The 19,226-nt window shown below is 66.3% G+C and carries 28 protein-coding genes; 14 read left to right on the top strand and 14 right to left on the bottom strand.

What is annotated here, in order from left to right; translation table 11 throughout:
* Positions 1-39: 39 nt before the first annotated feature.
* From AB0J76_RS40165 to AB0J76_RS40180, 4 genes are read right to left on the bottom strand one after another with little or no spacing between them, the layout of a single operon-like run.
* Positions 40-351, bottom strand: coding sequence for a hypothetical protein (locus tag AB0J76_RS40165; protein WP_352324517.1), 312 nt, complete (start codon positions 349-351; stop codon positions 40-42).
* Positions 348-614: a hypothetical protein gene (locus AB0J76_RS40170; protein ID WP_352324518.1), complete on the bottom strand. Its 267-nt coding sequence runs from the start codon at positions 612-614 to the stop codon at positions 348-350. The genes AB0J76_RS40165 and AB0J76_RS40170 overlap by 4 nt, the downstream gene beginning before the upstream one ends.
* Positions 614-1,039 carry a plasmid replication, integration and excision activator gene (locus AB0J76_RS40175; protein ID WP_352324519.1) on the bottom strand — a complete coding sequence of 142 codons (426 nt, stop codon included), beginning with the start codon at positions 1,037-1,039 and terminating at the stop codon, positions 614-616. Before AB0J76_RS40175 ends, AB0J76_RS40170 begins: the two co-directional genes overlap by 1 nt.
* 13 nt (positions 1,040-1,052) lie before the next feature.
* Positions 1,053-1,265: a hypothetical protein gene (locus tag AB0J76_RS40180; protein WP_352324520.1), complete on the bottom strand. Its 213-nt coding sequence runs from the start codon at positions 1,263-1,265 to the stop codon at positions 1,053-1,055.
* A 172-nt stretch (positions 1,266-1,437) separates the two neighbouring features.
* On the opposite strand from AB0J76_RS40180, the gene AB0J76_RS40185 reads away from it, so the two are divergent.
* From AB0J76_RS40185 to AB0J76_RS40195, 3 genes are read left to right on the top strand one after another with little or no spacing between them, the layout of a single operon-like run.
* Positions 1,438-1,767: a hypothetical protein gene (locus tag AB0J76_RS40185; protein WP_352324521.1), complete on the top strand. Its 330-nt coding sequence runs from the start codon at positions 1,438-1,440 to the stop codon at positions 1,765-1,767.
* Positions 1,768-1,769: 2 nt separating this feature from the next.
* Positions 1,770-2,321, top strand: a complete 552-nt coding sequence (locus AB0J76_RS40190; protein WP_352324522.1) for a hypothetical protein — start codon at positions 1,770-1,772, stop codon at positions 2,319-2,321.
* Positions 2,322-2,374: 53 nt separating this feature from the next.
* Entirely contained in the window at positions 2,375-2,713 is a 339-nt protein-coding gene (locus tag AB0J76_RS40195; RefSeq protein WP_352324523.1) for a hypothetical protein, read from the top strand.
* Between the two features lie 62 nt (positions 2,714-2,775).
* On the opposite strand, the gene AB0J76_RS40200 is transcribed toward AB0J76_RS40195, so the two are convergent.
* Positions 2,776-3,117, bottom strand: coding sequence for a hypothetical protein (locus tag AB0J76_RS40200; protein WP_364392723.1), 342 nt, complete (start codon positions 3,115-3,117; stop codon positions 2,776-2,778).
* Positions 3,118-4,114: 997 nt separating this feature from the next.
* On the opposite strand from AB0J76_RS40200, the gene AB0J76_RS40205 reads away from it, so the two are divergent.
* Positions 4,115-4,366: a winged helix-turn-helix domain-containing protein gene (locus tag AB0J76_RS40205; protein ID WP_352324524.1), complete on the top strand. Its 252-nt coding sequence runs from the start codon at positions 4,115-4,117 to the stop codon at positions 4,364-4,366.
* A 627-nt stretch (positions 4,367-4,993) separates the two neighbouring features.
* Here the strand turns inward: AB0J76_RS40205 and AB0J76_RS40210 are convergent.
* Positions 4,994-5,416 carry a hypothetical protein gene (locus AB0J76_RS40210; RefSeq protein WP_352321843.1) on the bottom strand — a complete coding sequence of 141 codons (423 nt, stop codon included), beginning with the start codon at positions 5,414-5,416 and terminating at the stop codon, positions 4,994-4,996.
* 155 nt (positions 5,417-5,571) lie between these two features.
* Complete coding sequence (locus AB0J76_RS40215; protein ID WP_352321841.1) at positions 5,572-6,291, bottom strand: hypothetical protein; 720 nt, start codon at positions 6,289-6,291, stop codon at positions 5,572-5,574.
* A gap of 125 nt (positions 6,292-6,416) precedes the next feature.
* On the opposite strand from AB0J76_RS40215, the gene AB0J76_RS40220 reads away from it, so the two are divergent.
* Complete coding sequence (locus tag AB0J76_RS40220; protein WP_352321839.1) at positions 6,417-6,803, top strand: hypothetical protein; 387 nt, start codon at positions 6,417-6,419, stop codon at positions 6,801-6,803.
* Between the two features lie 356 nt (positions 6,804-7,159).
* Here the strand turns inward: AB0J76_RS40220 and AB0J76_RS40225 are convergent, their stop codons facing one another.
* Both AB0J76_RS40225 and AB0J76_RS40230 read right to left on the bottom strand, forming a co-directional pair.
* Positions 7,160-7,342 carry a hypothetical protein gene (locus AB0J76_RS40225; RefSeq protein ID WP_352321837.1) on the bottom strand — a complete coding sequence of 61 codons (183 nt, stop codon included), beginning with the start codon at positions 7,340-7,342 and terminating at the stop codon, positions 7,160-7,162.
* Between the two features lie 694 nt (positions 7,343-8,036).
* Positions 8,037-8,402 carry an STAS domain-containing protein gene (locus AB0J76_RS40230; protein ID WP_352321835.1) on the bottom strand — a complete coding sequence of 122 codons (366 nt, stop codon included), beginning with the start codon at positions 8,400-8,402 and terminating at the stop codon, positions 8,037-8,039.
* Between the two features lie 391 nt (positions 8,403-8,793).
* On the opposite strand from AB0J76_RS40230, the gene AB0J76_RS40235 reads away from it, so the two are divergent.
* On the top strand, positions 8,794-9,009 hold the full coding sequence (locus AB0J76_RS40235) for a hypothetical protein (protein ID WP_352321833.1): 216 nt from the start codon (positions 8,794-8,796) through the stop codon (positions 9,007-9,009).
* Positions 9,010-9,142: 133 nt separating this feature from the next.
* Here AB0J76_RS40235 and AB0J76_RS40240 read toward each other — a convergent pair whose 3' ends face one another.
* Positions 9,143-9,436: a hypothetical protein gene (locus AB0J76_RS40240; RefSeq protein WP_352321831.1), complete on the bottom strand. Its 294-nt coding sequence runs from the start codon at positions 9,434-9,436 to the stop codon at positions 9,143-9,145.
* Positions 9,437-9,867: 431 nt separating this feature from the next.
* Between AB0J76_RS40240 and AB0J76_RS40245 the strand changes: the two genes are divergently transcribed.
* The 7 genes from AB0J76_RS40245 to AB0J76_RS40275 all read left to right on the top strand — a co-directional run bounded on the left by AB0J76_RS40245 (position 9,868) and on the right by AB0J76_RS40275 (position 14,425).
* On the top strand, positions 9,868-10,086 hold the full coding sequence (locus AB0J76_RS40245; RefSeq protein ID WP_352321829.1) for a UBP-type zinc finger domain-containing protein: 219 nt from the start codon (positions 9,868-9,870) through the stop codon (positions 10,084-10,086).
* Positions 10,087-10,105: 19 nt separating this feature from the next.
* Positions 10,106-11,095: a fatty acid desaturase gene (locus tag AB0J76_RS40250; protein ID WP_352321828.1), complete on the top strand. Its 990-nt coding sequence runs from the start codon at positions 10,106-10,108 to the stop codon at positions 11,093-11,095.
* A 131-nt stretch (positions 11,096-11,226) separates the two neighbouring features.
* Entirely contained in the window at positions 11,227-11,400 is a 174-nt protein-coding gene (locus AB0J76_RS40255) for a CsbD family protein (RefSeq protein ID WP_352321826.1), read from the top strand.
* Between the two features lie 113 nt (positions 11,401-11,513).
* The gene (locus AB0J76_RS40260) at positions 11,514-11,684 is read left to right on the top strand and encodes a hypothetical protein (RefSeq protein ID WP_352321824.1); all 171 of its coding nucleotides are present in this window, start codon (positions 11,514-11,516) and stop codon (positions 11,682-11,684) included.
* Positions 11,685-11,822: 138 nt separating this feature from the next.
* Positions 11,823-12,797 (top strand): LysR substrate-binding domain-containing protein, encoded by a 975-nt coding sequence (locus AB0J76_RS40265; protein ID WP_352321822.1) that lies wholly within the window; start codon positions 11,823-11,825, stop codon positions 12,795-12,797.
* Between the two features lie 157 nt (positions 12,798-12,954).
* Positions 12,955-13,599 carry a TetR family transcriptional regulator gene (locus AB0J76_RS40270; RefSeq protein ID WP_352321820.1) on the top strand — a complete coding sequence of 215 codons (645 nt, stop codon included), beginning with the start codon at positions 12,955-12,957 and terminating at the stop codon, positions 13,597-13,599.
* A gap of 4 nt (positions 13,600-13,603) precedes the next feature.
* Positions 13,604-14,425 (top strand): class I SAM-dependent methyltransferase, encoded by an 822-nt coding sequence (locus AB0J76_RS40275; RefSeq protein ID WP_352321818.1) that lies wholly within the window; start codon positions 13,604-13,606, stop codon positions 14,423-14,425.
* A 199-nt stretch (positions 14,426-14,624) separates the two neighbouring features.
* On the opposite strand, the gene AB0J76_RS40280 is transcribed toward AB0J76_RS40275, so the two are convergent.
* From AB0J76_RS40280 to AB0J76_RS40295, 4 genes are all read right to left on the bottom strand, one after another.
* Positions 14,625-15,926 (bottom strand): PP2C family protein-serine/threonine phosphatase, encoded by a 1,302-nt coding sequence (locus tag AB0J76_RS40280; RefSeq protein WP_352321817.1) that lies wholly within the window; start codon positions 15,924-15,926, stop codon positions 14,625-14,627.
* A 70-nt stretch (positions 15,927-15,996) separates the two neighbouring features.
* Complete coding sequence (locus AB0J76_RS40285; protein WP_352321815.1) at positions 15,997-17,013, bottom strand: acyl-CoA desaturase; 1,017 nt, start codon at positions 17,011-17,013, stop codon at positions 15,997-15,999.
* Positions 17,010-17,333 carry an STAS domain-containing protein gene (locus tag AB0J76_RS40290; protein ID WP_352321813.1) on the bottom strand — a complete coding sequence of 108 codons (324 nt, stop codon included), beginning with the start codon at positions 17,331-17,333 and terminating at the stop codon, positions 17,010-17,012. Before AB0J76_RS40290 ends, AB0J76_RS40285 begins: the two co-directional genes overlap by 4 nt.
* Positions 17,334-17,452: 119 nt before the next feature.
* Positions 17,453-18,034: a DUF5994 family protein gene (locus tag AB0J76_RS40295; protein ID WP_352321811.1), complete on the bottom strand. Its 582-nt coding sequence runs from the start codon at positions 18,032-18,034 to the stop codon at positions 17,453-17,455.
* Between the two features lie 151 nt (positions 18,035-18,185).
* Between AB0J76_RS40295 and AB0J76_RS40300 the strand changes: the two genes are divergently transcribed.
* Entirely contained in the window at positions 18,186-19,190 is a 1,005-nt protein-coding gene (locus tag AB0J76_RS40300) for a tyrosine-type recombinase/integrase (RefSeq protein WP_352321809.1), read from the top strand.
* Positions 19,191-19,226 lie beyond the last annotated feature (36 nt).

Here is a 19,226-nt window from a genome sequence, read left to right on the forward strand (position 1 = left end):
CCGCCGGAAGTTGCCGCTTCCAGCGGCCCCGCCTTCGTGTCAGGACGCCGGGTCGGTGGCGTCCTTGTCGGCCTGTTCGGCGTGCAACTGCTCGCAGTCGGCCAGGTAGCGGGCAGCGGCGTGGAAGATCTCGCGGGCGATGTTCAGGTCGGCGTCGGTGACCGGCCCGGCCCCGGTGGTGGAGATGTGCACGTTCGCCTCGGTGGAGGAGAACTCCAGGTACGGGCGCGGCCTACTGAGTAGGAGGCCAGCGCGAACCTTGAGGCCGTGCGTGTGGAAGGAGACGCCGACGTGCGGCGTGGACTCCGGTTCCAAGGACAACGTGACGTAGGTGTACGGGCGGAGATTCATGCCGCGACCCCCTTGCCGTCGGGCAGGCCGTAGAAGCTGCGCTCGACGGAGCGGGCGAAGCGGTGGGCCGCGTGGGCGAGCTGGCGGGCGAACTCCAGGTCCTCCACGGTCACGGGACCGTTGGTGGTGACCAGGACGGAGGTGGCGCCGAAGTCGAGCGCCAGGACGGGCTCACGGCGGGTGAACGGGTGGTTGAGGGTGCGGGCGGCGTGCCCGGTGGTCAGCCGGATCACGCTGTTGCGCGGGGTGCGGCGTCGGGTCATCAGGCGGCTTCCTTTCCGGCCGAAGCCTTGCTCTGGGCGGGCTGGTTGAGATGGCGAGGTGCGTGCATCTCGCGGACCTTGATCGAGTACGCGAGACGGCCGTTGCCGTTGACGTACGGCGTGACGGACATGCCGTCGAACTCGACCGGCGTGAACGGCAACCCCGGCATAGGTTGCGGAGGCACCGGCTGAACCGGCGCGAGGATCTTGACCGCGACCGTCTTCTGGGCAGGCTTGAGGGTCGGGTCACCGTCCATGACCGCGACCTGCCAGACCAACTCAGCGGTCTGCTTGTCGCGGGCCTGCACGAACCGGCCGTTGGACGAGGCGTCGAAGTCCTTGACGGGCTCGACTTCGCCGACGATGTAGCAGCCGTGCGGGAAGACCATGGCGAAGGTGACGGGGATGGGGCCTTGCAGAGCCATAACGGCTCTCCTCTCAGATATCTGACACTTGAGCTTTGGACGCTGACGCGACTGGACAGTTCTCCAGGACGTCCGCCACGGCGTGAAGCGAGATGATCACCATCAGCCAGACCGTGGCGGCCAGCACTGTGGAGGCCAGGCCATCCGCGTAGTTGTCCATCAACTCGGCCACGATGCGGATAGCTGTGACCAAACGGGAGCGTTGCGCATCTTCGAAATCGACCACCGTTGATCACTCCAATCCCTCATCGTTGGCCAAATCAGCCGTTCCCCCTGGAAAACGCCCGTATAGGGGGCCCTACACGAGAGACCGTACAGGACCCCCTACACGGGCGTCAAGGGGGGGCTGTACGCGTTGCGGGATAGCCCCCTCTGAACGGAGCGCGTACGCTGCCCACATGGCAAAGGAAGACGTGAGCGAGCCGGTTCAGACCGCGCTTGCATCTCTCGAACACGCCTTCGATGCCGCGCTTGCAGTGATCAACGCAGAGCCTGACCCCAGTCAGGCGTACGCGGGCGCGACCGAGCTGGTCGAAACCATGAGACGGCTTGTTGAAGCCTCAGGGGATCAGCGAGCCCTCTCAGCGGCCCGCATTTTTGACCATGAGCAGATGTCGTTGGCTGGCTTGGCTGATCGCATCGGGGTATCGAAAGCGCGCGCAGCTCAGCTCATGAAGACCGCCAAAGATGCCGGCGAGCGACGAGGGAAGGCAACGGAGGAAGGCTAGGGATGAGCAAGCCGACGGAGGTAATCGTTGAGGTCTGGCCCGTTTCGGCCGACGATGTTGGCCTGTGGCTCATCAGTGGTACCGATGCCTGGCGCTCCGGCGCGGTACAGCAGGACAGCGACCCACATAGCGCCGTCACCGATCTCCTGGTGAAAAATGACGTGGAAGGTGGTGTGAAGCTCCTCCACTCGACATCCTGGCGCGCGGATGGAACCGCAGTCATTCTCACCTACGTAGCCGTCATCGGGTGCGGCGCTTTCGTGCGCGACAATTGGGAGCACGCCGCCCCAATCAGTCCGGCGCTCCCCGATGCGGTCGGAAAGCCGATTCCCGTCGAGGCCACGGACGCACCAATCCCCCGGTACATCGATGTACTTATGCACGGCTTGCGGCACCTGCAATTCCTACTACAAACAGACTCCGCCGCACGTACCGCCCTCTGCGGTAGATGGCCAGATCATCTAGCGGCTTTTCGTCCTGCTCTAGCCGGCATGTACGACCACGAGCACGGACAAGAGCCGATCACTCTTCCGGAAGGACAGGAAGCCCGTTAGCAAGAGGGACATATGCGCAATGAGATGAAAGATCGATTAGAGCGGGGCATTTGATGCGCGAACGAGAAGGGGCAAGGAAAGCCGAAATAGACCAGTTGCATGTGCAGCAACAGATTGCGGAGGCTCTTCGAGGCTTTCTCACGCGCACCGCGAACGAAGGGCTTCCAGTCATCACCTGGATTATTGCAGGCAGCCCATCAGAAGCCCCTCTAACTGCAATCTGTGACATAGGAGACGCAGACAAGCGCCGCAGGGATTTCGAAGTATGGTGCGATGCTTTCGTCGCTGCCAAGCTGCCCGACGAGGTAAATAGCCAAGGCGGAACAAGGCTGCGGGCACGGGTGGTGGACGATTATCTGAACTTGCCCATCGATCTCATTGCTGATGTATGAAATCACTGGCTAATGAACTCCTTGGCCCATGCGGGGCAGGCCAAGGAACGTCGACATGGCTGCTAAGGCGAAGCACTGTTACGGGCAGACCGGATTAATTGATCAGCACGCGCCTTCGAAATCCCCAGTCTATTCGCCAGCATTTTTCGAGAGAGATTCTCGGCGTCAGATATCTTGGCAGCGGACTTAGCGCGAGCAAGTGCCGCATCATCGGCAAGTCTTCGCATGCCATCAGCCAGGCGGGTGGCGATTTCATATGCCGCATCTAGATCAGTCATTCTTTGCAGGTCTGCGCTAACCCAATCGTATACGCGCTTGAGCAGTTCGAGTCCATCAAGATCCCTCAGCAGACCAGGCTCTTCACTGTTACTGGAATCAATCCGAGACGGTCGTTTGCTCGACACTCGACTTGCCTCCTCTCCTGCGCTTGGTCTGCGAAGGTACCTTCCGATGCGTCTCGCAATGTTCGTCCAGAAGCCGTATCCATTCTTGACGCGCAAACCTGTATCGCCCTCTAGCTGTTTCTAGGTACCCATCGCCGGTGCGCTGAAGAACAAAGAAGACTCCACCTTGCGATGCCCATTCATAAACCCCGCAGCAGGATGTCTCGCTGATTCGGACGGGGTCTTTCCGCTGGTATGGAATCCAGCCGGACTTCTCGGCAGCGGGCCGCGCACGAATGCTGTATTCATGAACTATCGCATGCCGTTGCTCATGTGCCTGCATGAGGAGATCCCATACCGGGCGAGCCGTTTCCCACGAACCTCTGACCGCTTCCTCAAGGCCGTCCTCTGTGCGCCGCATGACGATGTAGACATCATTTTCAGATGCCCAGATATAAATGTCGCAGCACAAAACAGAATTGAGCTCATGTCGCTCCGATGAATCCTGGCAAGGCTTCCAAGAAATCGCTGCCACACGCCTGATCGCCGCGTATTTGGCTACTTCGCCATTCCCATCCATCGGTACACTTCCGATCAGAAATGTTCGGCGGTTGCACGACGGTTTCGATGCCAAATGCACAGAATTGCTAGCGAGATTAACGAGTCGGCTGTCAATTCAGGTGGGATACGACGGGCGCGTTCAATTGCGGTCAACTTGGGCATCGGTTTCGCGTGCCAAAGGCCGAAAACGTCGCGCCAGACGTAGAAGCGCCTGAAGGAAGGGTGCAGTCTGGGGTCGAACAACTCCGCTCGGCCGCCCTGGTCTCGGCGGCGCTGCGATAGCTCGTCGCGTCTCGCTCGACCAACCGGGCACACCGGCAACGACGCCCTCACCGAGGGCTCCTCTCGGTACTCCTCGTCCACAACTTCATAGTAGCTGCAGCTAGCTGCCCATAGCTAGGGAATGGGCGGCTAGCCGTCACTATGGCCCAGAGCCGTAGCTGCCTACGGTGGCCAGATGGCTGATCTTGACCGCCGTAAGCCGCTGTGGCCCCAGATCTACGAGGACATCCAGGGGCAGATAAAGCGCGGGGAGCTGGCTCCCGGCGACCGCGTCCCTGGTATTCACGCGATCATGCAGACGTATGGCGTCACCAACAGCACGGCGCAGAAGGCACTCAAAGCGTTGAAGGCCGATGGCTGGGCGGAGGCATGGTCGGGGTCGGGCACGTTCGTGGTGGAACACCCCCCGGTCGAAGGTAGCGAGTAGGCGCAGCCGTACCCGACGAACACCCCTTGCCAGGAGTACAGGGTCAGGACGGTGCGCGGCGAGTGCGCTGTGTCCCGCAGTTCACTGCCGATTCCTCACTGACCCCGTCAACGCATCGGAGATCGTGACCCGGTTCTACGACAGCACTGCGGCCGAGAAGCCCTTGCCGAAAGGTCCATGAGCGATTCGCCACCGTCCGCAGCGCCTTGACCGGTCACCGCCGAGACGTTCTCAACTGATCTTGATGCGAGCCCACACGCGCGACTCTGCCGAATTGTTCTCTTAAGGATCAAGCGGCGGCGCGGCGCGCCGCCGTACCCCCGGCCCTCCGCCCGCCCGCCGTCCGGGCGTGCGGCCTGGGGGCCGGTCCCGGACGGCGGCGGGACACCGGGCCGGGCACCGCACGCCGGCCCCGCCGCACTTGCCGAATGCGCCAACCGGGGTTGCCACGCCGCCGAACAGATGCAGCCCTACGATCGCCACTGCCTGGCCGGCCGCCGTAAATTGCTGGGGGCGATCGACGATCCGTGCTTCGTTCCTCAGCACGGCTCACTGGACAAGGTGCTTCCGGTCTGCGTTCGCGGGCGAAGTAGGTCCTCCCGGCCGCGAGGTGGAGCTTGGTTGTGTCTACAGATCCGCTGGCGAGGGGATGGCGATCAGATCCAGCGCCGCAATCTCGGCGAGTGTCTGACTGGAGAGATTCCGGACCTCAGCCCACCCGGGATCGGTGGCGAGTCCCTTGGGGCTCCACCTTTCGGGGTTGGACTGACTACTCATAGACGTTAAGCAGTCGTCGATGCGCTGCAAAAGATCATGAAGGACCGGGGGTAAGAGCCCTGGCGATCGCTCATCGACGCTCCACGGTACCCACCCGTTCGCCCAGTCGAAGTCGAGCGCCAGTTCGTCCGTGTGCCACTGGTGCCGGGCGGCCCACGCCGCCTGTTCGTCGGCGGAGGCGGCCAGCATGACAAGCGTCCCCGCCAGTCGCAACACCGAGGTTGGCACGTCGGGCATGGTGTCCCGAGCCTCCGGCTGTGGGTCGGAATCCATTGGCGTCTGCCCTTCTCGTGTGATCTTGCTACGCCGGATTCCTCTGCCCAAGTGCCGGGCAGAGGCACGCCCCGCCTGACCGCTGGGTGACCGGTGTTTGCTCATGTTTCGAGGTTGCGGGCTGCACCTTGTCTGTGCTGCACCAGACCACGGCGTCAGGCGTTCTTGGTGATCAGTTCGTACAGCTCGTCGCCCACAGGGATCGGCTGATCAGAAGAATGGTCCACCACCCAAAGGGCGACCTGGTTGAGCGGTATATACGAGGCGAAACTCTCTGTCTGGACGATCGCGACCAGACGCTCGCCCCTGCGCCAAACGGCATGTAGCCATCCACCGATCCCGTGGACGCCAAGTTTTGCCGGAGGGCCCAGGGCGTTCTGCACGAGCCACCGCCCGTCTTTCCAGGCCTGACTGTACTCTTCGCTGTCTCCGGTCATGTCTACCTGCCATCCGGATTCCGCTTCACGAAGCTCTCGGAAGAACCGGAAGTCCGGGTCGGTCGGATCGTTGTCAGCGAGATAGCAAAGAGCGGAGGGAATGTGAAAACTCAATATTTTGCCGGAGCTTGGATCGAATGCGGCCTGGACAGACCTGTCGCCTAGTTTGATTCGCCCGTCCAAGTCCTCGAAGAAGGAGTCGGCAGCACCCGATTCGGCGCCGATAGCACAGAAGAAGGCGTCAATGTCTTCCCGACCCCACTCCAGGTCGGCGAGTTTGAGCGCAAGGCCAAGAATTGATTGATCCAGCCGCATCAGCGCTATTGACATGAGCAAATAATAGCAATTGGCCAGGCCTTGACCCTGGCGGTTGGCCCGCTGACCATGCGGGTGGACCAGGCAGACGGGAAGATCGGGCGGGGAATTGCGGTCACTCATGGAGACTCACAGGCAGCGAGCCTCCTCTGACCTGCATCCCTGTTTTCCCAGCTCAGCACGGCAGGATCAGTAGCCGGCTCCCAAGCTGACAGCAAGATTCACGCCAGAGGTACTATCCAGGAACCATGACCCCCAAGATCCCGCGAACCGTCAAGGCTGTCGACACGAACCAGCTTCTCCAACTCGACGCGGAAGCAGTTGCATGTGGGCTCAACCGTCATCACGGTGTCGCGTGGCTGACTAGATACGCCGCCCCTGAGGCGACTCACTTCCTACACCCGGCACTGGTTCACCGACTGGACCACCGTCCAGAGCACTCGCCGCACTGGCGCTGCATGCTGCTTCTCGTCGTTCGGGGAGGCGAGCAAGTCTTCTCATTGTTGGACGTGCTTCCTGCTTCCTTCGACTCGCTGCCCGAGAACCTGAGCGCAGAGACGAAGAACGAAGTCATCCACAAGCTGAACCATGGAGGTCTGCCGACACAGGCAGAGTGGGATGACCAAAACGGTTGATCAGGGTTCGCGTGCCCGTTCGCAGAACGATCAACGGGGACTCAGGGGGAATCACAGTCACTCGACCGCTATACGTCCAGGTCGGCATTTCCCCAGCTCAGGCCGCGTGATCTTAAAGTGTCCAAGCTGATGCCTCCTTGGCTATACAGCCACGAGTACAGCCAAGGAGGCGAACGACGGCGGATCGCTGCGGACGTTCACGGACGCAACATCCCCAGGCCAGCGCCCCGTACCTTGATCAAGGCCACTTCTTTTAATCCGTAGGTTCCGGGTTCGAGCCCCGGGCGCCCTACCACTCCGACCTGGGGTTTCTCGTCTGTGCAAGATCCTGGTTCTTGATCTGGGTCATGCTTGGGTCACGTCTGGGGCAACCGGATTCTTCGGACTTTTCTGGCGGTCGTGCGCGCCGTCGTCAGCACCAGCCGGGCCGTTGCCTCCGCCGCCTCGTGGTACAGCTCCGGCAGCACGGACGTGTAGGTATCCGCGGTCAGCACGATGCTGGCGTGCCCGAGTTGCCCCTGAACGGTACGCAGATCCACTTGCGCAGCCAGCGCGGTCGAGGCGGCTCCATGACGGAGGTCGTGGAGCCGCACCGGCGTTCGGCGCCTATGGACAGACCAAGCTGGCCAACCTGCTGTTCACCCGCGAACTGCAGCGCCGCCTGAACAGGGCCGGCTCACCGATCCTGGCCACGGCAGCGCATCCCGGCTGGGCAGCCACCGGATTCACCATGACCACCGGCCGCCGGATTTTTGACCACGCCCTCGCCCTGGGAACGCGGCTCCTGGCCCAAAACCCCGAAGGCGGGCCCGGCCGACCCTGCTGGCTACCGTCGGCGACGTCCCCGGCGCCAGCTTCTCCGGACCCAGCCGGTTCGGCGTACGCGGCCCTGCCGCCCTCGAAGAATTGTCCGGCGAAGCACTCGACGATGACGCCGCGCAAAAACTCTGGGAGGTTTCCGAACTCCTCACTCATGTCACGTTCCCCCTGCCCGCCGCCTGAGCAGTAGATCCCGCCGCAGCAGCCCCGGCCACGACCCGCTGAGGGCAAGGCGTGGCCCGGGCGGCCAGGCCGAGGACGGTGTCCGGGATTGGGTTCGGGCTGGACGCCAACCACGACGCCCAGCCCGGCGGCGTCGCAGAACGACACCTTGGACAGGTCGGCAACGGGCGGACGACGGTGGCGGTGGCGGGGATGGGCCACAGACCTGCCCGGTGCGGCGATCGAGGGCCGTCATGAGGTGCTCCGATCCTGCAGGCGAAGACCGGCCTTCGGATGCCAGCCGGTGAGCTGGAGCAGGCGTCGCACCTGCGGAGAGGGCGAGCGTAACGTCAGAACCTGGCCGTCGCGCATGCCGGCGGCGGGGGTGACCAACGCGCGCAGCCCGCCGACGCCGCAGAACACCAGGCCGCTCAGATCGACGCAGAAGCTGCCACCTCTCGCCATCGAGGCCAGTGCCCTGGTCAGGACAGGCAGGGTGGCGTAGTCGAGCTCGCCTTCGATCCGCAGGCCCGTGGAATCGACGAGCGGCGTGATACGCAAGAGCGGATCGGCGACCGTGTCAGGCGTGCGGATGCCGGCGGTGTCCGCGGTGTCCATGCTGACTCCTACGGGCGGGGAGTACGGAATAAGGTGGCCGCGCGTGTGAGGCGGCCATGAACACGTGGTGCGGGAGCCGGCGTGAGTGGAGCAGTCCGGTGCGATGTACTGATCATCCCGTGGGCTCGGCCCGGTGGATAGCGGCAATCTGCCTCACGCTTATCATCAGCCGTGATCACCGGGGTCGGCGCCCGCGTGGTGACGCGATGGGTTTGACGGCCGCACCGCTCGTGGCGTCTCATGGGGAACCACTGGGGCGCTCTCCCGTTGTCCTCGGCCGGCAGATGGAGCAGGCCGGCCGGCGGCACCGGATCGCACTCGGAGCTCAAGGACGGCATGGTGACTTGCATTGACCGCTCAACCTGCGCAGCCGCCGGGTCCGAAAGACGGCGTGGATCAGGCCCTGGCCGACGTCTTGACGGCGATCGGCACGGCCTCGCTCGCCCTCGCCGTCCAGCGTGCGACGAACATGGCCTGCCATGGTGACCGGCGGCGGCTGGCCGTCTGCCTGGACGCGATGGGGCCCGGCCGGCTCGCCGAGGTGACCGCCGCCGCCCGGTTGCTGGGCGCCGCGGCCGAGCAGGCGCTCGCCAGGAGGAATCCGTAGCGGTCGGCCGGTGCCGGCCCCTTCACGTCTCGCGCGACGATGGGCCGACACAAAAAAGGCCCCGCGCCATGACGCGAGAATTTTCTCGCACGCCACAGCACAGGTTGAGCTTTTCGCGATGTTCAGCCGGTGATCAGCTCTTGTCGCGAATCACATCGTAGTCGGAGAACGTGATCGGACCGTCGCACAGTTTGACCATGTGCGCGTTGAACCGGTCGGTTTCCGGCAGCCTGCTGTTACGCTGGGCCTCCTCGTAGGAGGAGAATTCGACGAGGGCCACGTGGTGGTCGGGGCGATCGCGGTGCTTCGCCACGACCTCGCGCTGCACATGGCGCTTTCCCTCGGTCTGCGTCCGCCACTCGTTCATGAGCGACTCGACTTCCGCAGCGCGTTTGGTGTTGAATTCCAGAATCTGTACGAAGCCCATAAGGGCCTCCCCTTTTTCTTGCTTGCATTCCCCAGTCAATACCCTTCGAAATAAATAGCAAGGAAATTTCGCACAAATGAGCGAAATTTGCTCTCGGCATAAGTGACGGGAGGCCCGCGCCAGGTGAAAAATCCGTCCGATTTCGCGGTCCGGCGGCCCCTCGACGTCGCGGTCCGCGTGATCCGGTGGCCTCTCGTCAAATCGCCCGCAGGCCCCGCCATCGCCGCAACTGATGAGGCTGACTGGGATCGCGTCTTTCCGCCGGCCCGGCTGAGCACGTTGACTGGCAGGTGACCAGCCGGCGCACCTTGCGTCGCTGTCACCGTGAGGGGGTCGTCATGACCCTGGACGCACAAGGAACGGACGCCACCAACCGCGCGGGCCTGAACGGTCAGACCCCGCGCTGCAATCACATCGACCAACTCCCCCAAGTGCGGTACGGACCCCCCGAATGCAAGGAATGCCTGGCTCTCGGCCAGCCCTGGACGCGCCTGCTGGCGTGCCTGACCTGCGGCTGGGTCGCCTGTTCCGACGGTTCCCAGGGCGGCCACGCCAAGGCCCACTACCAGGAGACCGACCACCCGGTGGCCGCCGCCCTGGGGCCGAGGTCGACCTGGCGCTGGTGCTATGTGCACCGGCGGACCGTATAGACGAGAAGAAGGCTGCTTCATGGCTGTTTCTGAACGACCGGTGCGACGCCGGCGGGACTACGACGGAACCTCGCCCTTCCCCGGGGCCGGCGAGCACGTGCCGGCCGGGCGGCCGCAGACCGCGCTGACCGGGGCGATCGTGATCGCGCCGTTCGCCGCGCTCGGTGCGGTGATCTATCTGGCATGGGGGCACGGGGTCGCGCTCACCGACCTGCTCCTGGCCGCCGCCTTCTACGTGGTGACCGGGCTGGGAGTGACGGTCGGCTTCCACCGGCTGCTCACCCACGGCTCCTTCACCGCCCGGCCATGGTTGCGCGTGGTGCTGGCGGTCGCCGGGTCGATGGGCTTCCAGGGCAACGTGATCGACTGGGTGGCGGTGCACCGCCGCCATCACGCCTTCACCGACCGGCCGGGCGATCCGCACTCGCCCTACCGGTACGGAACCAGCCTGCGCGGGCAGCTTCGGGGGCTTGCCCACGCCCACCTCGGCTGGCTGTTCACCGACGACCAGACGTCCGCCGAACGCTACGCCCCTGACCTGCTGGCCGATCCGGCCATGACCCGCGTGGCCCGCGCCTTCCCGGCGCTGTGCGCGCTGTCGCTGGCGCTGCCGTTCGCAGCCGGCTGGGCGATCGCCGGCACCCTGTACGGCGGCCTGACCGCCTTCCTGTGGGCCGGCCTGATCCGCATCGCGCTGCTCCAGCACGTCACCTGGAGCGTCAACTCCCTGTGCCACCTCATCGGCAGCCGGCCCTTCAAGACCCGCGGCCACGACCGGGCGACGAACGTGTGGCCGCTGGCCCTGCTGTCGTTCGGCGAGAGCTGGCACAACGGCCACCACAGCGAGCCGACCTGTGCCCGCCACGGTCTCGACCGGGGCCAGATCGACCCGTCCAGCGGGGTGATCCGCCTGTTCGAGCGGCTCGGCTGGGCGAGCGACGTACGCTGGCCCGATCCCGAACGCCTCCGGCGCCACCGTACCGGCGCGCTCTCACCGGCCAGAGAGTGACCCGATACCCCACCGCTCATCAGTTCCTGTGATGACCGGCACGGCCGTTGCTCGTTTCCCCCTTCCAAGCCAGAGCAGACACTGGGGCTCCAAGCCGCCTGACCGCGGCGGAGCAGGGAAGGAAGATCGAGATGAGTCTGCGCTGGGAAATCAGCAACAAGGTTCAGGTACTCAAGGGCTGGGCCAGGCAACGCTTCGGCCGTGTCTCCGGCAACCGGCGCCCGCAGGTCGCGGGCAAGAGCGACCGGGTCGCCGGCAATCTGAAGCAGGCCGGCAAAGGGCCAGGGACGCCTTCAAAACGCTGATCCCACTTCGACGAACCGCCCGGCGGGGCCCAGATCTCGGATCGGGATCCCGTCCGGACGCGGGCGAAGCCGACAACGGTCCCGTCGTCCCCGCCGGCCTCGCAAGGACGAAGATGGAGGCAGAACCGATGCGCGTCGCATCATTGGTGCTGATCCTGTGGCCGATCGTCGGCGCCGTCGCCGCAGGCCGGCGCAAGTGCTACACGGCACCGGTGGAGAACTGCGACCAGGTGGCCACCATCGCGGTGACGATCCTGGCCGGCCCCTCAACCACCTCGGCATGAACCCGAAGATCGACTGCCGGACGCCTCAGCCCAGCAAGTGAGGCCAGGCCCACCTTCAGAAGTTGACACACCCACGAGGACCTACAGTGGGAGACGACGGCCGCATCGGCACCACCTGGGAGAGGAAGGGTGTCGGGCATGGAGTTACGGCAGTTGCGCTATTTCGTGACGCTGGCCGAAGAGCTGCACTTCGGCCGCGCCGCCGCCCGCGAGCACATCGTGCAGTCGGCGCTGAGCCAACAGATCCAGCGGCTGGAACGCGAGCTCGGTGTGCGGCTCCTGGACCGCAGCACCCACCACGTCGACCTGACCCCCGCCGGGGCCGCCCTCCTCGTCGAGGCGCGCCAGATCCTCCATCACGTCAGCCGGGCCGGGCATGCCGCACGCAACGCCGCCGCGTCCGCGCCCACGCTACGCGTCGGCATCATCGACGCCGGCTACGACACCATGCCGCAGATCCTGCACGAACTTCAGGACAACCAGCCCGGCATCACGATCCACCAGATCGAAGCAGGCACCCCCGAGCAGTACCGGCAACTGGCCGACGGCCGCCTCGACATAGCCATCGGACGCGCCTCCCAGACCCCGGCCGAGATGACCACCAAACTCATCAGGCTCGATCCCCTCGGCGTGCTGGTGCCCGACGACCACCGCTTCGCCGTCCTCGACGGTGTACCCGTCGCCGCCCTCGCCGACGAACTGCTCCTGCTCGGCGAGGAATCGCAGACGCCGGAGCTCAACCAGTTCGTCCTCGCGCTGTGCCGCTCGGCCGGGTTCGAGCCCACTCTCTACGACGGCACCGTCGAGAGCTCCCGGGCTGCCGCCGACCTCGTACTCCAGCACCGCTGCGTGCACTGCGTCCCTTCCTCCTTCCGCTCCTCCAACCGGCCCGGCACCACTTGGCGGCCCCTGACCGACCCCACCACGTACTACCCCTGGTCCCTGCTGTGGCACGACGCCAACCCCTCCCCGCACATCGCCGGCGTCATTGACACCGCCCGCCACCTGGCCGAACAGCTCGACTGGCTCGAACCCGTCACCCTGGCCACCGAACCGCCGTCCGGCGAAGACGCGCCGGCAGCCACCAGCAGCCGCAGCGACGAGGCTGTCTGACGCGCCTGGCGGGACTGGTGCGGGCGATGGTTGTTGCGGCTGGAGGTCAAAGCCGTGGATCAAGCACCACTCGACGAGTCATGAAGCGCTACAGGCCCTTGATCACGGGCCTGCCCTCGACTTGCCAGGTATTGAACATCTGTTTAGTCTACTAAACATGTGTTCAGCATCGTCGGACCTGACCGCCCAGGCCAAGATCCGCAACGCGGCCATCGCACACTTCGCCCGGGACGGCTTCGGCAAGACCAATCTGCGCGCCGTCGCGGCCACCGCGGGAGTGAGCCCCGGCCTGGTCATCCACCACTTCGGCAGCAAGGAAAAGCTCCGGAGCGTCTGCGACGACCACGTCCTGCGCATCCTGGTCCAGCGGGCCGACAACGCCGGCCCGAGCGGCATGCAGGACCTCTTTCGCGAATACCTGTCCAACCCGGAGGAATACCGCCTCCAAGTGCAGTACATGCTGCGCGCGATCGAGGAGGACACCCCCGCCGCGGGCACGTTCGTCGACACGCTGGTGGCGGAGTCGGAGCAGGTCCTGCGGGCCGGGATCGCCGACGGCTCGATGCGGCCGTCCTCCGACGTGCGGGCGCTGGCGGTGCTGACCGTGCTCAACAGCGTGGCCACGCTGACCATGCCGCCACCCCTGGCGCGGGCACTGGGCCACAAGCAGTTCGGGCCCGACGTGCTGCGCCGCCTCGCGCTGCCCACGCTGGAGCTCTACACCCACGGGCTGTTCACCGACGACACCGCGCTGAAGGCAGCCCGGGCCGCCCTGGACGAGTCACCACAGAAAAGGGACTGACACGATGGCCATCACCCTCCCCGACCTCACGCCGCTGGAGAACACCCTTTGGCTCACCCTGGCGGGCAAAGCGCTCGACTACCAGGCCAAACACCCGATCCTGGGCGACAAGACCGCCTACGACATCGTCAGGAAACTCGACTACGACGCCGGGCAGTTCAAGCTCTCCGCCAGCCCCGTCGTGGGCATCGCCCACCGCTCCCTGGTCATGGACAACATCGTTCGGCAGTTCATCGGCAGGAACCCCGACGCCGTCGGGCTCGACCTGGGCGCCGGACTCGACACCCGCGTCTACCGCGTCGACCCGCCCACCACCGTCGAGTGGTACGACGTCGACCTGCCCGGCGTGGCCAAGGCCAGGCAATTACTGCTCCCCGAGCGTCCCCACCTCCACACCATCGGCTCCGACCTCAACGACCCCCGATGGATCAGCGAAATCCCCGCCGACCGCCCCGCCGTGATCGTCGCCGACGGCCTGATCGGGTTCCTGTCCAAGGAGGAACTGGCCACCCTCCTCGACCGACTCATCCGCCACTTCCCCGCAGGCGAGATCTGCTTCAACGGCTACACGAGGTTCCACGTCTGGGCGGCCAGGAAGTACGCCGGCACCCAGTCCGTCGTCCCCTTCCTGAGGTCTCCCGGCTTCGACACCCCGCAGGACATCGAGCGCCTGGAACCCCGCCTGAAGCTGGTACGCGAGATCCTGCTGGGCCGCGAGCCCGAGGTCGCCGACTACCCGTGGACGACCCGCCTGGCCAGCTTCCTGACGGCCTGGAGCACCTCCATCTCCCGCAAGGGCACCGCCATCCAGCACTTTCGCTTCTAGAGGCTTCAGGCGGCCACGGACAGACTGGTGACCAGATGGCTTGCTCGGGCGGCGGCATGTGACTCTGGTAGGCCGCCGACGGCCTGCACCGCCGGCGCGATCCGTACGACCCGCTCCTGAAGGACGTCGGCCTCACCGATGTCGACCTGGCCACCTGATCGTCGGCATGCGCCCGGCTCGGCGCCCATGCTGTTGCGTCCTACGGTCCCGGCACCGCGATCTTTCCCAGGACGAGTTGCTGTTGCCGCCCGGTGCGCCACTCGACCATCAGCACGGTGGCGTCGTCTTGGAGCCGGCCGTGCTGGTGCTGCAGGATGCTGTGGATCAGCCGGCGGAGTGTTTCCGGGGCGGACGTGCCGTCGGCCTCGTGACGGACGATGAAGTCGATGAAGCGCTCCAGCCCGAAGGGTTGCCCGTCCGGGCTCTCAGCCTCGATGACGCCGTCGGTGTAGAAGAGCAGCCGGTCCCCGGGTTCCAACTGGTAGCGCAGCAATCCGGTGGACAGGCTCAGGCAGATGCCCATCGGCGGATCGGGCACGCTGTCCAGGGTCGCGACCTGCTGGCTTTTGCGGATCACCAAGGGCGGATGGTGCCCTCGGTTGACCCAGCTCAGCCAACCGGTCCGCAGGTCCAGATCGGCCAGGACGCCTGTGGCGAAGCGGTCGATGAACTGCTCGTCGATCGACGCGTCGATCGCCTCGCTCGTCGCGGGCAGGTCCTTGCCTTGGCGGCGGCTGGTGCGACCGGCCCCCATGGCGATGGTGGCGGTCAGGCCGGCCGCGGTGTCGTGTCCCATCGCGTCGAAGATCGACACGCGCAGTGTGCCGCTGTCGATCGCGTAGTCGTAGGCGTCGCCGCCCACCTCGTAGGCGGGTTCCAGCGCGGCGCTGACCACCACGTTGTCATCGGCGAATGCGCGCGGTGGGAGCAGGTTCCACAACACCTCGGCCGACAGCGTCATCGGCCGAGCGCGTACCAGGCGCGCATAGGAGTCGCTGTGCGGGCGTTTGCTGATCACCAGCAGCGAGACGAGCGAGGCCAGCCGGCCGGCCAGCAACCCCATGCTCTCCGACCCCTGCGCCACGGTCACTCCCAGGACGCCGACCCTCTCGGTGTCGTTCAGCAACGGCACCCACAGGCGCTGCGGCCCGTCGCCCGCCGGCGACGTCGGCGCGGTCTCGGGCGCGGCGGGGTCCAGCACGTGCCGGGCCTCGACGATCTCCATGTTGCGGAAGGCGCGTCCTGCGAGGGTGGCGTCGATCCGGATCGGTTCGAGCGGTTCGCCGAACACGTCACGCTGCCCGGTCAGCGGGACCAATACCTGCTGCTGCAGGTCGGCTACGTAGATCATGGTCTGGGAGAAGCCCGCCGACCGTCCGTACTCGGCGACCAGGGCTGGCAGATCCTCCAGCGAGGAGAGTTGGCTGGCGCTCAGCAAGCCGCCCAGCAGCTGCTCGCCATCACCGGTCACCGCGATGCCTTCCCTGGAGGTCCTTCCCATGCCCTAGTTCTTCTTCCCAGCTGTACGAGCTTCTCCCTCAACGTGCTGACCAGGGCTAACGCCTCTTGGTTCAGCCCTGGCGCGGGGTGCTGGTGCGCAGCGTGTGCTTGCCGGCCACCGTGCGATGGTGGCCGAGGACGTCGGGGGGCTGCCAGTGCACATCGCTGGCCCAGTTCAGGCGTTCGAACAGGCTGATGAGTGCGGCTGAGGGATCGATCTGGCGGCCGCTGCGGCCGTGCCGGGCGCAACTGGGCTCACTGTGGTGGCCGTTGTGCCAGCTTTCTCCGAAGGACAGCAGGGCCAGCGGCCACAGGTCGGTGGCGCGGTCATGACGGCGGGCTTTGTGCGGCCGCTCACCGATCATGTGGCACAGGGAGTTGACGCTCCAGGTCACGTGCTGCAGCAGGGCGATACGGATCAGGCCGGCCCAGATGAACGCGGTCAGCCCGCCGTAGAGGCTGCCGCTGATCGCCCAGCCCGCCGCGAACGGCAGGAGGAGGGAGGCGGCGCACAAGGCGGGGTAGGCGCGGGAGATCCGCAGCATGGCCGGGTCGTTGCGCAGCAGATCGGGAGCATACGTCGTGGCCGAGGTGGGTTCGCTGGAGAACAGCCGGCCCAGGTGGGCGTGGGCCAGGCCGCGCAGTCGTCCGCCGAGACCGGTGCCGTACCGGTAGGGGGAGTGCGGGTCGCCGGGCCGGTCGGTGAAGGCGTGGTGGCGGCGGTGGACGGCCACCCAGTCGATCAGGTTGCCCTGGAAGCTCATCGACCCGGCCACGGCCAGGACGGCGCGGAGCCACGGACGGGCGGTGAAGGAGCGGTGGGTCAGCAGGCGGTGGAAGCCGACCGTCACCCCCAGCCCGGTCACGACGTAGAAGACGACGGCCAGGAGCAGGTCGGTGAGGCTGACACCGACTCCCCACGCCAGCCAGATGCCAGCGCCCAGCGCGAGGAACGGCGCGATCACGATCGCGGCGGTCAGTGTCACCGGGGTGATACCGGCCCGCGCCGGTGTCGCAGGCCGAGGGAACGGCGAACTGCCGTCATAGCCGGCCGGGGTGAGCTCGAAGGTGAGTGGTATGCCGGTCATGCGATGATCGGGAATCGGTGGCCCAGGCCGGTGATGTGCAGCAACCGGGCCATACGCGGCGGAACGCCGGTCAGGGCGAGCGTGATGCCCCGTGACCGGGCCCGGCCTTGAGCGCCGACCAGCACGCCCAGCCCGCCGGCGCCGCAGAAGGTCACCTGGGACAGGTCCACGACGAGCAGGCCGGTGCTGTGGGCGAGAGCGTCGATCAGCCGCCTGCGCAGCTGAGCCGTGGTAAAGATGTCGATGTCCCCCGCCAGGTGCACGAGGGTCTGCGCCGAGGCGCTCGCCTCGCCGAGTGGGGCGGTGTCGATGACGGTCATGGAAGTCTCCTGTGGAGAGGCTGGAACGCGATGAGATGCCTGCCGGCCGGAGATCGGCCCGCCGCCGGACAACGGGCGATGCCTGGACCGCTCAATCCGGCCGGCAGGCGGCACGCGGGTCACGCCAGGATCGGCCGTGCCGTGAACGAGGCCGCCTTGTGCCCGTTGACCGACCCGCCCTCGTTCTCCCAGCGGGCTGAGCCGGCCGACGCACGCGGACCGGGGCCCGCCGGCAGGTGCGCCAGAGTGAGAATGGCGTCGGCCGTCAAGCCGGCGGTGTCCTGGGCGGTGAGCTTGAGCACGGCCTCGGCGACGCCCGCGGCGGTTCCTGACGGGATGATCAGCAGGACGACCGGCTCGCCGGACGCGAAGCTGAGAGTGATCATGCGCGGGTCGGTGTGGCGGAACCAGCCGACGCGGACCTGCCGACCGCGGGCCGGGATGCGGCGCGGGATGTTCTGCCACGCATCGCAATGCACGCCGACGCGGAGCGTGACCCGATCAAGCAGTCGGTCGACGGCGGAGATGAGACCGGGCAACTCCGCGGTGGTGTCACTGGAGTAGGGCCACCAGGCCCCATCCACCACCGATCGACGATTCGGCACCGGGTGGAGACTGAGCCGAAGCGCGGAATCGACCCGAGGCATCGCAGACGAAGTGGGGCTGAGCGGTGCGGGCTGAGAAAGAAGTGTCGGCGTCATGGTCGCTGACCTATCCGGGCCCCTCCGAAGGGGCCTGTGGTGGTTCGCCGGGGGCGACGCAGACCTGAGTGCCAACGCTCGAGAAGTCCTCGGTACCTTCAGTCTACCTCCTACTTCCGGAATCACATAATTCCGGAAGTAGACTCTGTGGATGACTTCCGGAAACTCGCCCTCGGGAATCACGGAGCCGGCCGGAGTCGCTTCCGGAAACCCGCGCCGGTCGCGGGCCGTCCCGCTCCCCGCTCCCTACGCCGCCGTCCTGGCCGACTACACCGCCGCACTTGAGCGCGCCCCGCTGGCCGACTCCACCAAGACCAAGTACACCTCCCGGCTGCGCGGCTACCTGGACTGGCTGGCCGTCCAAGCCGACGCCGACGCCCTGGACGGCGATCCGCTCACCGATGCGGTCGCGGCCGCCGGCGCGGTACGCGACTTCCGCCGCCACCTCAAGGACGGCCGCCGCGCTCCCAACACCATCGACGCCTACCTGTCGGCCATCGACGACTTCTACGCCCGCCGCGGCCTCGGCAAGCCCCAGCCCCAGCGCGAACGCGACTCCCGGCGCACCGCCCCCCGAGTCCTGGACGCCCGGCGCGCCCGCCGCTACGTCCGCCACGTCCAGCTCACCGCCTCCCCGCGCGACAAAGCCGTCGCCCTGCTGCCCTACTACGCCGGACTGCGCATCTCCGAAGTCGTCGGCCTCGACCTGGCCGACGTGCGCCTCTCAGCCCGCACGGGCGAACTACGCATCCGCGGACAGGGCCGCGACAGTGGCAAGATCCGCCTGCTGCCCGTCCACCCCGACCTGCGCCAGGCCCTGACCGACTGGCTGGCAACCCGCGCCGGCTGGAAGGGAGCCGGCACCCACCCCGCGCTGTTCCTCAACCAGCGCGGCGGTCGCCTGAGCGACCGCGCAGCCCGCGACATCATCACCGGCCTCGGCGACGCCGTCGGTCTGGGCGAGGACCCCACCGAGCCCTTCAGCTCGCACGTCCTGCGCCACACCTTCGCCACCCAGCTCATCCGCCACGGCACGGACCCCGTCCTGGTCGCCGACCTCCTCGGCCACGGCTCGTTGGACACCACCCGCCGCTACGGCCTGCCGACCGAAGCGGACAAGGCAGCCGCCTTGAACGCCCTGATCAGCGACCACTAGCTGTACTGACCACAGAGGTCAGGTACGAGGCGACAC

This window comes from Nonomuraea sp. NPDC049624 (assembly GCF_040675255.1).
GTDB lineage: Bacteria > Actinomycetota > Actinomycetes > Streptosporangiales > Streptosporangiaceae > Nonomuraea.

Coding starts and splice junctions, on each gene's coding strand:
- AB0J76_RS40165 (WP_352324517.1), bottom strand. CDS start 351: ATGAATCTCCGCCCGTACACCTACGTCACGTTGTCCTTGGAACCGGAG.
- AB0J76_RS40170 (WP_352324518.1), bottom strand. CDS start 614: ATGACCCGACGCCGCACCCCGCGCAACAGCGTGATCCGGCTGACCACC.
- AB0J76_RS40175 (WP_352324519.1), bottom strand. CDS start 1,039: ATGGCTCTGCAAGGCCCCATCCCCGTCACCTTCGCCATGGTCTTCCCG.
- AB0J76_RS40185 (WP_352324521.1), top strand. CDS start 1,438: ATGGCAAAGGAAGACGTGAGCGAGCCGGTTCAGACCGCGCTTGCATCT.
- AB0J76_RS40190 (WP_352324522.1), top strand. CDS start 1,770: ATGAGCAAGCCGACGGAGGTAATCGTTGAGGTCTGGCCCGTTTCGGCC.
- AB0J76_RS40195 (WP_352324523.1), top strand. CDS start 2,375: ATGCGCGAACGAGAAGGGGCAAGGAAAGCCGAAATAGACCAGTTGCAT.
- AB0J76_RS40205 (WP_352324524.1), top strand. CDS start 4,115: ATGGCTGATCTTGACCGCCGTAAGCCGCTGTGGCCCCAGATCTACGAG.
- AB0J76_RS40210 (WP_352321843.1), bottom strand. CDS start 5,416: ATGGATTCCGACCCACAGCCGGAGGCTCGGGACACCATGCCCGACGTG.
- AB0J76_RS40215 (WP_352321841.1), bottom strand. CDS start 6,291: ATGAGTGACCGCAATTCCCCGCCCGATCTTCCCGTCTGCCTGGTCCAC.
- AB0J76_RS40220 (WP_352321839.1), top strand. CDS start 6,417: ATGACCCCCAAGATCCCGCGAACCGTCAAGGCTGTCGACACGAACCAG.
- AB0J76_RS40230 (WP_352321835.1), bottom strand. CDS start 8,402: ATGGACACCGCGGACACCGCCGGCATCCGCACGCCTGACACGGTCGCC.
- AB0J76_RS40240 (WP_352321831.1), bottom strand. CDS start 9,436: ATGGGCTTCGTACAGATTCTGGAATTCAACACCAAACGCGCTGCGGAA.
- AB0J76_RS40250 (WP_352321828.1), top strand. CDS start 10,106: ATGGCTGTTTCTGAACGACCGGTGCGACGCCGGCGGGACTACGACGGA.
- AB0J76_RS40255 (WP_352321826.1), top strand. CDS start 11,227: ATGAGTCTGCGCTGGGAAATCAGCAACAAGGTTCAGGTACTCAAGGGC.
- AB0J76_RS40260 (WP_352321824.1), top strand. CDS start 11,514: ATGGAGGCAGAACCGATGCGCGTCGCATCATTGGTGCTGATCCTGTGG.
- AB0J76_RS40265 (WP_352321822.1), top strand. CDS start 11,823: ATGGAGTTACGGCAGTTGCGCTATTTCGTGACGCTGGCCGAAGAGCTG.
- AB0J76_RS40270 (WP_352321820.1), top strand. CDS start 12,955: ATGTGTTCAGCATCGTCGGACCTGACCGCCCAGGCCAAGATCCGCAAC.
- AB0J76_RS40275 (WP_352321818.1), top strand. CDS start 13,604: ATGGCCATCACCCTCCCCGACCTCACGCCGCTGGAGAACACCCTTTGG.
- AB0J76_RS40280 (WP_352321817.1), bottom strand. CDS start 15,926: ATGGGAAGGACCTCCAGGGAAGGCATCGCGGTGACCGGTGATGGCGAG.
- AB0J76_RS40285 (WP_352321815.1), bottom strand. CDS start 17,013: ATGACCGGCATACCACTCACCTTCGAGCTCACCCCGGCCGGCTATGAC.
- AB0J76_RS40290 (WP_352321813.1), bottom strand. CDS start 17,333: ATGACCGTCATCGACACCGCCCCACTCGGCGAGGCGAGCGCCTCGGCG.
- AB0J76_RS40295 (WP_352321811.1), bottom strand. CDS start 18,034: ATGACGCCGACACTTCTTTCTCAGCCCGCACCGCTCAGCCCCACTTCG.
- AB0J76_RS40300 (WP_352321809.1), top strand. CDS start 18,186: ATGACTTCCGGAAACTCGCCCTCGGGAATCACGGAGCCGGCCGGAGTC.